11 protein-coding genes and 2 tRNA genes are annotated in these 13,454 nt (G+C 39.7%); 5 read left to right on the top strand and 8 right to left on the bottom strand.

What is annotated here, in order from left to right; genetic code table 11:
• Positions 1-5: 5 nt before the first annotated feature.
• The 8 genes from hfq to orn all read right to left on the bottom strand — a co-directional run bounded on the left by hfq (position 6) and on the right by orn (position 6,085).
• Positions 6-296 carry an RNA chaperone Hfq gene (gene hfq, locus KPF51_RS02635; RefSeq protein ID WP_005716974.1) on the bottom strand — a complete coding sequence of 97 codons (291 nt, stop codon included), beginning with the start codon at positions 294-296 and terminating at the stop codon, positions 6-8.
• Between the two features lie 129 nt (positions 297-425).
• Positions 426-1,376 carry a tRNA (adenosine(37)-N6)-dimethylallyltransferase MiaA gene (gene miaA / locus KPF51_RS02640; protein WP_005722779.1) on the bottom strand — a complete coding sequence of 317 codons (951 nt, stop codon included), beginning with the start codon at positions 1,374-1,376 and terminating at the stop codon, positions 426-428.
• A gap of 4 nt (positions 1,377-1,380) precedes the next feature.
• A complete protein-coding gene (gene mutL, locus KPF51_RS02645) occupies positions 1,381-3,234 on the bottom strand; it encodes a DNA mismatch repair endonuclease MutL (RefSeq protein WP_064972542.1) in 1,854 nt (617 codons plus the stop codon).
• A 5-nt stretch (positions 3,235-3,239) separates the two neighbouring features.
• Positions 3,240-4,469, bottom strand: coding sequence for an N-acetylmuramoyl-L-alanine amidase (locus tag KPF51_RS02650; RefSeq protein WP_010906908.1), 1,230 nt, complete (start codon positions 4,467-4,469; stop codon positions 3,240-3,242).
• 4 nt (positions 4,470-4,473) lie between these two features.
• A complete protein-coding gene (gene tsaE, locus KPF51_RS02655) occupies positions 4,474-4,971 on the bottom strand; it encodes a tRNA (adenosine(37)-N6)-threonylcarbamoyltransferase complex ATPase subunit type 1 TsaE (protein WP_005732087.1) in 498 nt (165 codons plus the stop codon).
• A 144-nt stretch (positions 4,972-5,115) separates the two neighbouring features.
• Positions 5,116-5,191: transfer RNA gene (locus KPF51_RS02660), tRNA-Gly, on the bottom strand.
• Positions 5,192-5,221: 30 nt separating this feature from the next.
• Positions 5,222-5,297, bottom strand: a tRNA-Gly gene (locus KPF51_RS02665).
• A gap of 233 nt (positions 5,298-5,530) precedes the next feature.
• A complete protein-coding gene (orn, locus tag KPF51_RS02670) occupies positions 5,531-6,085 on the bottom strand; it encodes an oligoribonuclease (RefSeq protein WP_005716958.1) in 555 nt (184 codons plus the stop codon).
• An 82-nt stretch (positions 6,086-6,167) separates the two neighbouring features.
• Here orn and rsgA point away from each other — a divergent pair, with 82 nt between their 5' ends.
• The 5 genes from rsgA to aceE all read left to right on the top strand — a co-directional run bounded on the left by rsgA (position 6,168) and on the right by aceE (position 13,446).
• Positions 6,168-7,220 carry a small ribosomal subunit biogenesis GTPase RsgA gene (gene rsgA, locus KPF51_RS02675; protein ID WP_061406176.1) on the top strand — a complete coding sequence of 351 codons (1,053 nt, stop codon included), beginning with the start codon at positions 6,168-6,170 and terminating at the stop codon, positions 7,218-7,220.
• A gap of 231 nt (positions 7,221-7,451) precedes the next feature.
• Complete coding sequence (gene ptsH, locus KPF51_RS02680) at positions 7,452-7,709, top strand: phosphocarrier protein Hpr (protein WP_005716947.1); 258 nt, start codon at positions 7,452-7,454, stop codon at positions 7,707-7,709.
• Between the two features lie 85 nt (positions 7,710-7,794).
• Positions 7,795-9,522 carry a phosphoenolpyruvate-protein phosphotransferase PtsI gene (gene ptsI / locus KPF51_RS02685; RefSeq protein ID WP_005722763.1) on the top strand — a complete coding sequence of 576 codons (1,728 nt, stop codon included), beginning with the start codon at positions 7,795-7,797 and terminating at the stop codon, positions 9,520-9,522.
• A gap of 58 nt (positions 9,523-9,580) precedes the next feature.
• A complete protein-coding gene (gene crr / locus KPF51_RS02690; RefSeq protein WP_211599572.1) occupies positions 9,581-10,081 on the top strand; it encodes a PTS glucose transporter subunit IIA in 501 nt (166 codons plus the stop codon).
• Positions 10,082-10,782: 701 nt separating this feature from the next.
• On the top strand, positions 10,783-13,446 hold the full coding sequence (gene aceE, locus KPF51_RS02695) for a pyruvate dehydrogenase (acetyl-transferring), homodimeric type (protein WP_061406175.1): 2,664 nt from the start codon (positions 10,783-10,785) through the stop codon (positions 13,444-13,446).
• The last annotated feature ends 8 nt before the right edge of the window (positions 13,447-13,454 follow it).

Here is a 13,454-nt window from a genome sequence, read left to right on the forward strand (position 1 = left end):
TGAAACTATTCTGCTTTTTCTACGTTGCTGTCAGTTTGTTGCTCTTGTTGATAATTCTGTTGATTGGAATTATTGCTATTATTGTGATGAGACACTGAGCGCGCAGGAACAACAGTTGAAATTGCGTGTTTGTACACCATTTGATTAACCGTATTTTTTAATAAAATAACAAATTGATCAAATGATTCAATCTGACCTTGTAGTTTAATCCCATTTACGAGGTAAATGGAAACAGGGATACGTTCACGACGTAATGCGTTTAAATAAGGATCTTGTAAAGATTGTCCTTTTGCCATTTTTTCTTTCCTTCTTTTAAATCTAAATAAAATGATACAACTAGCTAAACACAGAGAGTTCTGTATTTCCTCCAAATCTCAATATAACAATAAATTAATTTATTGTCATCACTGAACCGTAATTATTTTTTAACTGTTTGAATGACTTATCTTCGTTACCGCATGAATAATCGTTTGTTTAGCACTTTCGATTGCTAAACTATCAAGCCATTCAATTGGATATTTCCAACCTCGTAACCAAGTAATTTGACGTTTTGCCAACTGGCGCGTGGCACAAATACCACGGAAAATCATCTCGTCGTGATCGTAATCACCACGCAAATATTCCCACATTTGTCGATAGCCTACACAGCGCATAGAAGGAAGATCCAAATGTAAATCCTCACGTTGATAGAGCTTTTCAACTTCTTGTTGGAAACCCTGTTCGATCATTTTTTGGAAACGTAGCGCAATGCGATCATGTAAGATACTGCGATCTTTTGGTGCAATAGCAAATTGCAGGATTTGGTAGGGGAGGCTGTCCCCTTTTTGCTGGCTCAGTTCGCTCAGGGATTTCCCTGTTAAATAGAAAACCTCTAACGCACGATTAATACGCTGCGAATCATTTGGATTAATGCGTTGTGCCGCGAGAGGATCGATCTTAGCCAGTTCTTGGTGGAGGGCTGCCCAGCCTTGCAGCTGCGCTTTTTCTTCAATTTCTGACCGCACTTTTTCATCTGCTGAAGGCAACGGAGAAAGCCCTTCTAACAAGGCTTTGTAATACAACATCGTTCCGCCGACTAAAAGCGGAATTTTGCCAGCTGCAATGATATCGGCCATTTCCCGTAGCGCATCTTGTCGAAAATTAGCCGCAGAGTAACTTTCAGCAGGATCACAAATATCAATTAAACGATGAGGCGCTAAAGCGAGTTCTTCTGCGCTCGGTTTGGCAGTTCCAATATCCATACCACGATAGATTAAAGCGGAATCGACACTGATAACTTCAACGGGTAGCGTCTGACGCAACTGAATTGCTAAGTCTGTTTTGCCAGAGGCAGTGGGACCCATTAAGAAAATGGCAGTAGGTGTTGTTAAAGGCATGTGATTACATTTTTTCCAAGTAAGCTTGCCAATTAAGCTCGATGAATAATTCGGATAATCGGATAGCTTGTTTCTGATTAAGCAATTGCTCTGTTTCAGTGAGTAAGGTAACGGCATCGGCATAGACCGTTATTTGTTCCAATTCGATCACGTCACAAAGCGTTGTTAAGAAATGAGAAAAGGTATCAAGAGATTGTGAGAGTAACACGATGATACATTTCTGTAAGTTTTGTTGACGCAAACAGCTTGGCACACGGTTTAGCGTAATACGTTGCTGTCCGAGGTTTTCATGAAATTCAAACCCAATTTGAGTAAAGAAAGCTTTTTGTTGTTGCCAGTAAGTCAGCTGTTGTGGATTTAATCGAAATACAATCGGAATGAGTAACGGCTGTTGCAATACGGGGGCACGTTGTAAACTCAGTTCGATTTTTAAGCGCTGTAATTGCTGTAAAGATAATAAATAAAATTGTTGTTGCTGTTGTAGCAACAAGGCTTTGTTTTCAACTAAGGCGAGAGCTTTTAGAATAGAGGGGGTTTTTCTCTCGAGTAACGCGCCATCCTCTTGAGGTAAGACTGTCGCTATTTCACTGTTGGATAATAGGGCGCTGTAAGCTGCCTGTTCTGTTTTACTTATCCGCGTAGCAGGGATATTAGTCGAAAAGTGCGGTCTATTTTGCGTATTTTTTTTATTCGTTTGAAATAAAGCGGTTGATGGCGTAGTGGTGGAGGAGTCAAAGATATTTTGTCCCGCCGCTGCACGATTCGGCTTGCTATAACTTGGGCGATATTCATGCTGCGCGCTTTCCTCTACCTGATAGTTTGCGGAGACACATGCCTCGTTCGTTTGATATAAGCTCGCTTGTTCAGAATGAAGGGCGTTACTGATTCCTTGACAAATAAAATCATGCACTAAACGTTGCTGGTGGAAACGCACTTCATGTTTGGTTGGATGGACATTCACATCCACATCGTTAGGATTTAAATCAATAAACAAGACAAAAGCAGGATATTGTTCTGGGCTTAAAAAATCTGCATAGGCTTGGCGAATCGCATGGGTAATGATCTTATCTCGTACCATTCTGCCATTAATATAGTAATAACTTAGATCATTTTGTGTACGTGAAAAAGTTGGCTGAGCAACCCAACCAGATAAATGTAGATCATCGTGTTTCCAATCAATTTCGAGCGCATTCTGGACAAATTCATCCCCACAAATTGCCGCGACCCGTTTTAACTTTTGCGTGCGATCATGAGCACTGCGATACTGGCGTACGATTTTTCCATTATGAGTTAGGGTAAACGAAATTGCCATTTTAGCCAAGGCGATACGACGAATCACTTCATCAATATGGGCGAATTCCGTTTTATCTGTGCGCAGAAATTTACGGCGTGCTGGCGTGTTAAAAAATAAATTTGCTACTTCAACTGTCGTACCAACGGGATGAGAAGCCGGTTGTAAAGTCGTTTCCATCTCTCGCCCCTGAGCATAAACTTGCCATGCTTCATTTTGTGTTGCTGGACGTGAGGTGAGTGTTAAACGTGAAACAGAGCTGATACTGGCGAGTGCTTCACCACGAAAGCCAAGGCTTAAAATATTATCAAGGTCATCTAGACTGGCAATTTTGCTTGTAGCATGACGTGCTAGTGCCAGACTTAGCTCGTCTTTTGCAATACCAATACCATTATCACGGATCCGGATTAAAGTACTGCCCCCGTTTTCAATATCGATTTGAATACGTGTTGCGCCCGCATCTAAACTATTTTCGACCAACTCTTTCACCACAGAAGCTGGGCGTTCAACGACTTCGCCCGCGGCGATCTGGTTAGCAAGCTGAGGAGAAAGAACTTTAATTGCCATACTGATCAATCTCTCAATTTAATTTTTTGTCCTGTTAACACTTTGCCATCTTTTAAATGGGGATTTAATTTTAATAGCTGATTTGGTGGAATATGGTACTCTCTGGCAATCGCGTAGAGTGTTTGCCCTTTTTTCACGGTATGGTATTTCGGCAGTTTCTCTTTTGATTCCGATGTTGTGTTGCTTACGACTTTCGTTTTTGTTTCTGCCACTTTACTGGTTGTAGCTGGTGTGGTTTTTTCACTGGCTTTTCCGCTAGCAGGAATTTTTAAGGTTTCACCAATCCATAATTCGCGTCGTTTTAATTTATTGAGTGCTAAGATATCATTCACTTTCACCCCATATTTGCGTGCAACGCCGGTAAGATTTTCCCCTGCTTTGACTTTATGACGTAGTCCACTGTCTGTGAGCGTCGTCTGTGTTGCACTGCTTTCGACTGTTGTTGGGGATTTGGTTTTTGGCTCATTCGCAACTGATTTTTTACGGTATTCCACTAGGCTTTCGTAAATCATATAAGCCACTTTTTTACGATAAGCCAAAGTGCTGAGTTTTTTCTCTTCATCGACGTTCGAGAGAAAGCCTGTTTCAACTAAGATAGAAGGAATATCCGGCGAGCGTAACACGCCAAGGCTGGCATGCTGTGGCGTACTTCGATTTAAGGTCGTAATTTTGGCAAAGCGTTTTAAGACGATAGAACCGAGTTCATAACCAACACGTTGACTGTGACCAAATTGGAGATCTAAGACGGTTTGATCTAAATACTTTTCATTGTGGGAGGCCAAAACCGTGCCGGCGCCGCCGAGCAGTTCGGAACGTTTTTCGTGATCCTCTAACCATTGTCCCATTTCACTGTTTGCGCGACGATTCGAAAGTACCCAAACGGATGCGCCACGTAATAAAGGCGATAAATTTGAGTCAGCATGGATCGAGATCAAAAGGTTGGCTTTATGTTTACGGGCAATTTCAGAACGTTTCGGGACCGAAATAAAATAATCACCAGTACGTGTGAGTACCCCTTTGAAATGTGGATCTTTATCAAGGAGCATCTTGAGCTCTCTCGCAATAGAGAGTGTCACATTTTTTTCATACATTTTTAATTGACGACTAATCGCACCCGGATCGGTGCCACCATGTCCAGGGTCAATAGCAATGGTCCACACATTATTTGCGAATAATGGTGTTGAAATAAAAAGTATTGTTGCAAAGAAAAGTGAAATAAAACGATATTTTTTCATTGTGCTATGTGATTTCGATTTTTCTAAGTTGTGCAATAATTTGTTCACCTTGTGGAGAATTCGCGATTAATTCAAGATTTCTCGCATGATCAACATATTGGATATTGATAAGTAAATCCGCTTCCGACAGTATGCCTTGTCCTTTTTCAGCCCACTCAATTAAGCATAGACAGTTTGCATTGAAATAGTCTCGAATACCCATAAACTCAAGTTCCTCGGGATCACTTAGACGGTATAAGTCGAAATGATAGACAGTTTTTGTGGGTAAATGGTATTCCTCAACTAATGTATAAGTTGGACTTTTTACATTCCCTCGATGACCTAGTGCCTGAATGATACCACGACTTAAAGTGGTTTTCCCTGCGCCTAAATCGCCGTTTAGATAGACAGTAATCGCGTTGTTGGTATAAATATTGTTTATTGCTTCAACAATATGGCGACCAAATTGGCACATTGCTGTTTCATTTGGGATGAATTGAGAATAGCGGGAAACGTCAGTCATGAATGTCTTTTATCACTAAGTTGGCGGTTAAAACGAACCAAAATTGTACCTTACTTTTCATCGATTACATAGTCTAAAAGCAAATTTTGTAGGTGAAAAAGCGCGTTAAGAAAAACAGATTATTTTGGGTTTGATAAGAAAATTTGGAGCGGGAAACGAGGCTCGAACTCGCGACCCCAACCTTGGCAAGGTTGTGCTCTACCAACTGAGCTATTCCCGCGTAGAATATGGTATTGATTTGTTGAAATATTGGAGCGGGAAACGAGGCTCGAACTCGCGACCCCAACCTTGGCAAGGTTGTGCTCTACCAACTGAGCTATTCCCGCATAATATTTTTCACTGTTTAACAGCGACAGGCGGACATTATACGAAAAAAATGCTAGGGTGCAAGTGTAAAATGTGAAAAAAAATTGAGATTGCTTGGATAATCGACAGTTCGCTGTATTATTCGGTCGTTTTGGTATTCTTTGGCTAATGAAACAGTGCATCAGTTAGGCTTTTTATGTTGCTCTTAAAAAGAAAAGTGACTTTTCGTTTGATTGAAAGTCACTTTTTCAGATTATTCATTTTTCAAATTAATAAAATGTTCGCGGTAGTAAGCCAGTTCAGCGATAGATTCACGTATGTCATCTAACGCAAGGTGAGTGTTTTTCTTAGTAAAGCCTTTTAACACATCAGGTTTCCAACGACTCGCTAATTCTTTTAACGTACTGACATCTAGGTGACGATAGTGAAAATAATCGGCTAACTCAGGCATGTATTTGAATAAAAAGCGTTTATCTTGCGAAACACTATTCCCACAAATGGGGGAAACACCTTTAGGTACCCATTTTTTTAGAAAATCTAGCGTTTGTAATTCTGCCGCTCGTTCAGTTAAACGACTGTTTTTTACACGTTCAACTAAGCCGTTCTCTGTATGGGTTTTCATACACCAGTCGTTCATTTTCGCTAAACATTCATCTGATTGATGAATCGCAAGTACAGGTCCTTCTGCCAAAATATTGAGATGTTTATCGGTCACAATAGTTGCAATCTCAATAATACGTTCACTTTCAGGGTCTAAGCCGGTCATTTCTAAATCAATCCAAATCAGATTTTGTTTATCCAACTGCATGGTGCTATCCTATGTAAATTGTTTTGTCGCTATTCTAGCGGAAAATCTGATAAAAAACGACCGCACTTTTAAGGATAAGTCATTGAGTAAACGTAAATTAACGCAAAATCAAAAACGTCGCATTCAATCTAATAACGAAAAAACTTTACATCGCCATCAACGTCGTGAAAAAAAAGAGATTGATTGGCAAGATGACATGTTAGGGGAGTCACAAGATGGCATTGTTGTGACGCGTTATTCTGTTCATGCAGATGTTGAAGACGCCGCAGGCGAGATTTTTCGTTGCAATTTGCGTCGTACGTTATCCAGTTTAGTAGTAGGGGATCGTGTGATTTGGCGTAAAGGCAATGCACAGTTACAAGGTGTAAGTGGCGTCATTGAAGCGATTAAACCTCGGCAAAATGAAATTGCCCGTCCCGATTATTATGATGGTTTAAAAGTGATCGCGGCTAATATTGATCGCATTATTATTGTTTCCTCCGTGTTGCCGACCCTCTCTTTAAATATTATCGATCGCTACTTAGTCATTTGTGAAAATGCACAAATCCCCGCTGTGATTGTGGTCAATAAAGTGGATTTATTGAGCGATCAGGAAAGGGCTGAAGTGGAAGCGCAGTTACGTATTTACCAGCAAATAGGTTACCAAACGTTGATGATTTCTGCGCTGAGTGGGGAAAATATGGAAAAACTGACCGCACTTTTTGATGAAGGAACTTCCATCTTTGTCGGGCAATCGGGAGTGGGTAAGTCAAGTTTGATCAATCATATTTTGCCTGAAGTCAATGCACAAGTTGGCGATATTAGCGAAAATTCAGGCTTGGGTCAGCATACCACAACCTCTTCACGTTTATATCATTTACGTCAAGGGGGACAGTTAATTGATTCGCCGGGGATTCGTGAGTTTGGTTTATGGCATTTAGAGCAGGAACAAATTACGCGTGGCTACCGAGAATTCCAGTATTTTTTAGGCACCTGTAAATTCCGCGATTGTAAGCATTTGAATGATCCGGGCTGTGCATTACGTGAAGCGATGGAGCAAGGTAAAATTCATTCGGTGCGTTTTGCCAATTATCATCGCTTAATTGCTAGCCTTGAAGAAACAAAATCACAACGGCACTTCTCAAGTGAAAACTAGTCGTTAATTGAATGTTAACAAGGGATTAAAAAACACTCTTTTTGAGTGTTTTTTTGTGATCTATCTCAAGTTTTTATTGGATCCATCTTGATTATTTAACAGCAAGGATTGATACTACCGCTCGATTTATTTTTTATCCAAAAATAAATGGAATGTACTCAATATAAGCTAGAAAGTCATAACCTCGCTTATTCTCACGTTAATTATTCTTTGTTTAGAAGGAAAAAAAACATGTACTCAAAAGACGTTGAAATTATTGCACCAAATGGATTACATACTCGTCCTGCGGCACAATTTGTGAAAGAAGCGAAAGCCTTTGCCTCTGATATTACCGTTACTTCTGCGGGAAAAAGCGCGAGTGCGAAAAGTCTGTTTAAATTACAAACACTTGCACTCAGTCAAGGTACGGTCATTACGATTTCGGCAGAGGGCGAAGATGAGCAAAAAGCCGTTGAACACTTAGTCGCACTTATTCCAACCTTAGAATAATTGATTGTTAGCCATAATGTGAGTCCACATTATGGCGTTTATTTTTTTCCATCATCACATTTTAGTAAAGTTCAGAAGGTTACATATGATTTCAGGAATTCCAGCTTCACCAGGTATCGTTTTTGGTAAAGCCTTAGTGCTTAAAGAAGAAAAAATTGTACTGGATATGCAAAAAATCAGTGAATCTCAGATTGATTCGGAAATTGCACGTTTTTATCAAGGACGAAATGCGGCAGTAGAACAGCTTAGTGCCATTCGCGATCGGGCGGCGAAGACCTTAGGTGAAGAAAAAGCAGCAATTTTTGAAGGTCATTTGATGATCTTGGAAGATGAGGAGTTGGAAGAAGAAATTATCGATTATTTGCGTACAAATAAAGTGAATGCGGGTGTAGCTGCAAGTAAAATTATTGATCAGCAAGTCACGATGTTATCTGAAATTGATGATGAATATTTAAGAGAACGTGCCGGCGATATTCGAGATATTGGTAATCGTTTAATTAAAAATATTTTAGGCATGCATATTGTTGATTTAGGTGATATCAACGAAGAAGCGATTTTGGTGGCTTATGATTTAACGCCCTCTGAGACAGCACAGCTTAATTTAGACAAAGTCTTAGGTTTTATTACCGACATCGGTGGACGTACTTCACACACATCCATTATGGCTCGTTCTTTAGAGCTACCGGCGATTGTTGGAACAAATCATGTCACTTCACAAGTGAATACTGGCGATTACCTGATTTTAGATGCGGTGAATAACGTCGTTTACGTTAATCCATCACAAGATGAAATAACGCGCTTAAAAGGCTTACAACAAAAACTCTTAGAAGAAAAAGCAGAATTAGCCAAATTAAAAGATTTACCCGCGTTAACCTTAGATGGTCATCGTGTCGACGTGGTTGCCAATATTGGTACGATTCGTGATGTAGATGGGGCAGATCGTAATGGGGCAGAAGGCGTAGGCTTGTATCGAACCGAATTCTTATTTATGGATCGTGAGCAATTACCGACTGAAGAAGAACAATTTGTTGCTTACAAAGATGTTGTTGAAGCGATGAATGGTCGCCTCGTGATTTTACGTACCATGGATATTGGTGGTGATAAAGAGCTTCCTTATTTAAATTTACCAAAAGAAATGAACCCCTTCTTAGGGTGGCGTGCAATTCGTATCGCATTAGACCGTCGTGAAATTTTACATGCACAATTGAGAGCCGTGTTACGCGCATCTGCTTTTGGTAAGTTAGCGGTTATGTTCCCAATGATTATTTCGGTGGAAGAGATTCGCGAATTGAAGTCAGTCATTGAAACCTTGAAACAAGAATTACGTAATGAAGGAAAGGCATTTGATGAAAGTATTCAAATCGGTGTCATGGTAGAAACACCGTCAGCAGCCGTGAATGCCAAATTCTTAGCCAAAGAAGTGGATTTCTTTAGTATTGGAACAAACGATTTAACACAATACACATTAGCAGTTGACCGTGGTAATGAATTAATTTCTCACTTGTATAATCCAATGTCACCTTCTGTCTTAAGTTTAATTAAACAGGTGATTGATGCTTCGCATGCAGAAGGAAAATGGACTGGCATGTGTGGTGAGCTTGCGGGTGATGAAAAAGCCGCGGTATTACTTTTAGGTATGGGCTTGGATGAATTTAGTATGAGTGCTATCTCTGTACCACGTATTAAGAAGTTGATCCGTAATGTGAATTATGAAGATACAAAAGCCTTAGCAATGAAGGCATTACAGCAACCAACAGCCGTAGAAATTGAACAATTAGTTGAAGATTTTTTAGCTGAAAAAGCATTAAATTAGATACAAGCTGAAAATTTTACGTTAAAATATGACCACATTTACTTAGTAGGAGACTAAAATGGGTTTATTTGACAAATTATTTGGTTCAAAAGACAAAAAAGCTGTTGAAGTGGAAATTTTTGCTCCGCTTTCTGGTGAAATTGTGAATATTGAAGATGTACCAGATGTTGTTTTTTCTGAGAAAATCGTAGGGGATGGGATTGCGATTCGTCCTACTGGCAATAAAATGGTCGCCCCTGTTGATGGCGTAATTGGCAAAATTTTTGAAACTAACCATGCGTTTTCAATGGAATCCAAAGACGGAGTAGAGTTATTTGTCCACTTTGGTATTGATACTGTTGAGCTAAAAGGTGAAGGATTTAAACGTATTGCACAAGAAGGTCAGGCGGTGAAACGCGGTGAAACTGTTATTGAATTTGATTTAGCCCCTCTTGAAGCAAAAGCAAAATCTGTTCTAACTCCGGTGGTGATTTCTAATATGGATGAAATCAGTCATATTGATAAGAAAGCTGGTGAAGTTGTTGCGGGTGAGTCTGTTGTCCTCGTATTGAAAAAATAATTATTGTCTATTTTGTAAGAAAGTCTGCCTTTATTTGTTAAGGTGGACTTTTTTATTTGTCTCATTATTTCTTGTGATTTAATCAATACCGTCATTATGCTAAAAGTCTAAACCTGACAGTTCATGTTTAAAAAATGAGAGTGAGATCATAAATTGTACTTCTTAAAGTAGTCATCTTGAATGTAACAAGGTAAATTATGCCGGTATTCTGTTTTAACTATTTTTGTATCATGGTTTATGATGCGATGTAATGACAGATATCCACATGTGTTTTTCAAGTCATGAGGAAGATAGAGGATAACTGCTTTGTTTTACGAAGCGCATGGTGAGTAATTTTGATGCAGGTCTGTGTTGTATGTTAGTCGCTATCTTTAATCTGATTAGCGGCTATAATAGTCGTGTGAATTCAGCGCATTGACGGAAAATATTCATGATAAAAGAGCGACTATCTGATACGTCTCTATCTGTATATGAAAGTGCTATCAATGTCTCATTTTTTGTCTTTTGCGAGAGAAATAACTATCTTTCTCTAAAAAAATCTAATAATATTTACAAAATTTGTTAAAAATTTGTGAAGCAATTTTCTTTTAATTGAATTTTGTGTAAATTATATTCAATTTTACATATTTCGTGATTAATTCATTGTTTAATCTTAACTTAAGATTAAGCTTACTTTTAACTTAACAAATAAGGAAAAGACTATGTCAGATATGTTAAAGAATGACGTAGATCCAGTCGAAACTAATGATTGGTTGTTAGCTATTGATGCGGTCATTCGCGAAGAAGGTGTTGAACGCGCACAATATATTATTGAGCAATTAATGCAACACGCTCGAGCCAACAATGTTTCTTTACCAACAGGTATCACCACTGACTACATCAATACCATTCCAGCTTCAGAAGAACCAAACTATCCAGGCAATTTAGACTTAGAAAGACGTATCCGCGGTGCAATTCGTTGGAATGCGATTATGATGGTATTGCGTGCTTCGAAAAAAGATTTGGAATTAGGTGGGCATATGTCTTCTTTCCAATCTTCTGCAACTATTTATGAAGTCTGTTTTAACCACTTCTTTAAAGCGCGTTCCGCGAAAAATGGTGGTGACTTAGTTTTCTTCCAAGGTCATATCTCACCAGGCATTTATGCCCGTGCATTCTTAGAAGGTCGTTTAACTGAAGAACAAATGGATAACTTCCGTCAAGAAGTTCACGGTAAAGGGCTTTCTTCCTATCCGCATCCGAAATTAATGCCTGAATTCTGGCAATTCCCAACCGTATCAATGGGTCTAGGACCATTGAATGCGATCTATCAAGCGCGTTTCTTAAAATACTTACACAACCGTGGCTTAAAAGATACTGCTGATCAAACCGTTTATGCCTTCTTAGGTGATGGTGAAATGGATGAAGTGGAATCGCGTGGTGCGATTTCTGTGGCAGCGCGTGAGAAGTTAGACAACCTTGTGTTTGTGATTAACTGTAACTTACAACGTTTAGACGGTCCAGTAACAGGTAACGGTAAAATCATCCAAGAATTAGAAGGTTTATTCAACGGCGCAGGCTGGGAAGTGATTAAAGTGATTTGGGGCCGTCGTTGGGATCGTTTATTACAACGTGATACCTCAGGTAAATTATTACAATTAATGATGGAAGTGGTTGATGGTGACTATCAAACCATGAAAGCAAAAGATGGTGCTTACGTTCGTAAACACTTCTTTGGTCGTTATCCAGAAACAGAAGCCTTAGTGGCTGAAATGACAGATGATGAAATCTGGGCATTAAATCGTGGTGGTCACGATCCATTAAAAATATTCGCTGCCTTCAATAAAGCAAAACAAGTGAAAGGGAAACCTGTTGTTTTACTTGTGAAAACCATTAAAGGTTATGGTATGGGTGAAGCTGCTGAAGGGAAAAACATTGCTCACCAAGTGAAGAAAATGGATATGTCAGGCGTGAAACACGTTCGTGATCGCTTTAACATTGATATTGCTGATGCGGATATTGAAAATTTACCATACATTAAATTTGCAGAAGGTTCTGAGGAGTACAAGTACCTTCACGAACGTCGTCAAGCGTTACAAGGTTATTTGCCAACCCGTTTACCACGTTTCACGGAACAATTAGAGGTGCCGGAATTAGAGGAGTTTGCACAATTATTTGAAGCTCAAGCCCGTCCAATTTCAACAACGATGGCATTTGTACGTTCACTAAACGTATTATTGAAAAACAAATCTGTGGGTAAACGTATCGTGCCAATTCTGGCAGACGAAGCACGTACATTTGGTATGGAAGGCTTATTCCGTCAAATCGGTATTTACAACCCGTATGGTCAAAACTATACCCCGCAAGATCGCGAGCAAGTATCTTACTACCGTGAAGCCATTGATGGTCAAGTGTTACAAGAAGGGATCAATGAGCAAGGTGCAACCGCCTCTTGGTTAGCTGCGGCTACTTCTTACTCAACAAATGATTTCCCAATGATTCCATTCTATGTGTACTACTCCATGTTTGGTTTCCAACGTATTGGCGACTTAATGTGGGCCGCGGGTGACCAACAAGCACGTGGTTTCATGATTGGTGGGACATCTGGTCGTACAACATTAAACGGCGAAGGTTTACAACATGAAGATGGTCACAGCCATATTCAATCATTAACTATCCCTAACTGTATCTCTTATGACCCAGCATTTGCTTTTGAGGTTGCGGTTATCATGCAAGACGGCGTACGTCGTATGTATGGACCAGAACAAGAGAACATTTACTACTATATCACCACATTGAACGAAACTTATGACCAACCGGCTATGCCAAAAGGTGCGGAAGAAGGTATCCGTAAAGGTATCTATAAGTTTGAAACCGTAACCGGTCAAGGTAAAGGTAAAGTTCAGTTATTAGGTTCTGGTGCAATCTTACGTCATATTCGCGAAGCAGCACAGTTGTTAGCTAATGACTTTGGTGTCACTTCAGATGTGTATAGTGTACCGTCATTCACAGAAGTAGCACGTGAAGGTGCTGATGCAGATCGTTGGAACTTATTACATCCAGAAGCTAAAGCACGTGTACCTTACATTGCACAAGTAATGAATGATGCGCCTGCTGTTGCTGCAACAGACTACATGAAATTATTTGCAGAACAAGTTCGTGCTTATGTGCCAGCAGCAAGCTATCGTGTATTAGGTACAGATGGTTTTGGTCGTTCAGATAGCCGTGAAAACCTACGTGAGCACTTTGAAGTGGATGCTCGTTATGTGGCAATCGCAGCATTATCTGAATTGGCGAAACAAGGTACTATCGATAAGAAAGTGGTTGCAGACGCTATTCAAAAATACGGTATTGATGCAGATAAAGTGAACCCACTTTACGCCTAAGTAAATAG

The sequence above is a fragment of the Pasteurella sp. XG20 genome (genome assembly GCF_018968665.1).
Taxonomy (GTDB): Bacteria; Pseudomonadota; Gammaproteobacteria; order Enterobacterales; family Pasteurellaceae; genus Pasteurella; species Pasteurella multocida.

What these genes read in the sequence shown, in the direction of transcription:
- hfq (WP_005716974.1), bottom strand. Translation starts at nt 296, where the DNA reads ATGGCAAAAGGACAATCTTTACAAGATCCTTATTTAAACGCATTACGT.
- miaA (WP_005722779.1), bottom strand. Translation starts at nt 1,376, where the DNA reads ATGCCTTTAACAACACCTACTGCCATTTTCTTAATGGGTCCCACTGCC.
- mutL (WP_064972542.1), bottom strand. Translation starts at nt 3,234, where the DNA reads ATGGCAATTAAAGTTCTTTCTCCTCAGCTTGCTAACCAGATCGCCGCG.
- KPF51_RS02650 (WP_010906908.1), bottom strand. Translation starts at nt 4,469, where the DNA reads ATGAAAAAATATCGTTTTATTTCACTTTTCTTTGCAACAATACTTTTT.
- tsaE (WP_005732087.1), bottom strand. Translation starts at nt 4,971, where the DNA reads ATGACTGACGTTTCCCGCTATTCTCAATTCATCCCAAATGAAACAGCA.
- orn (WP_005716958.1), bottom strand. Translation starts at nt 6,085, where the DNA reads ATGCAGTTGGATAAACAAAATCTGATTTGGATTGATTTAGAAATGACC.
- ptsH (WP_005716947.1), top strand. Translation starts at nt 7,452, where the DNA reads ATGTACTCAAAAGACGTTGAAATTATTGCACCAAATGGATTACATACT.
- ptsI (WP_005722763.1), top strand. Translation starts at nt 7,795, where the DNA reads ATGATTTCAGGAATTCCAGCTTCACCAGGTATCGTTTTTGGTAAAGCC.
- crr (WP_211599572.1), top strand. Translation starts at nt 9,581, where the DNA reads ATGGGTTTATTTGACAAATTATTTGGTTCAAAAGACAAAAAAGCTGTT.
- aceE (WP_061406175.1), top strand. Translation starts at nt 10,783, where the DNA reads ATGTCAGATATGTTAAAGAATGACGTAGATCCAGTCGAAACTAATGAT.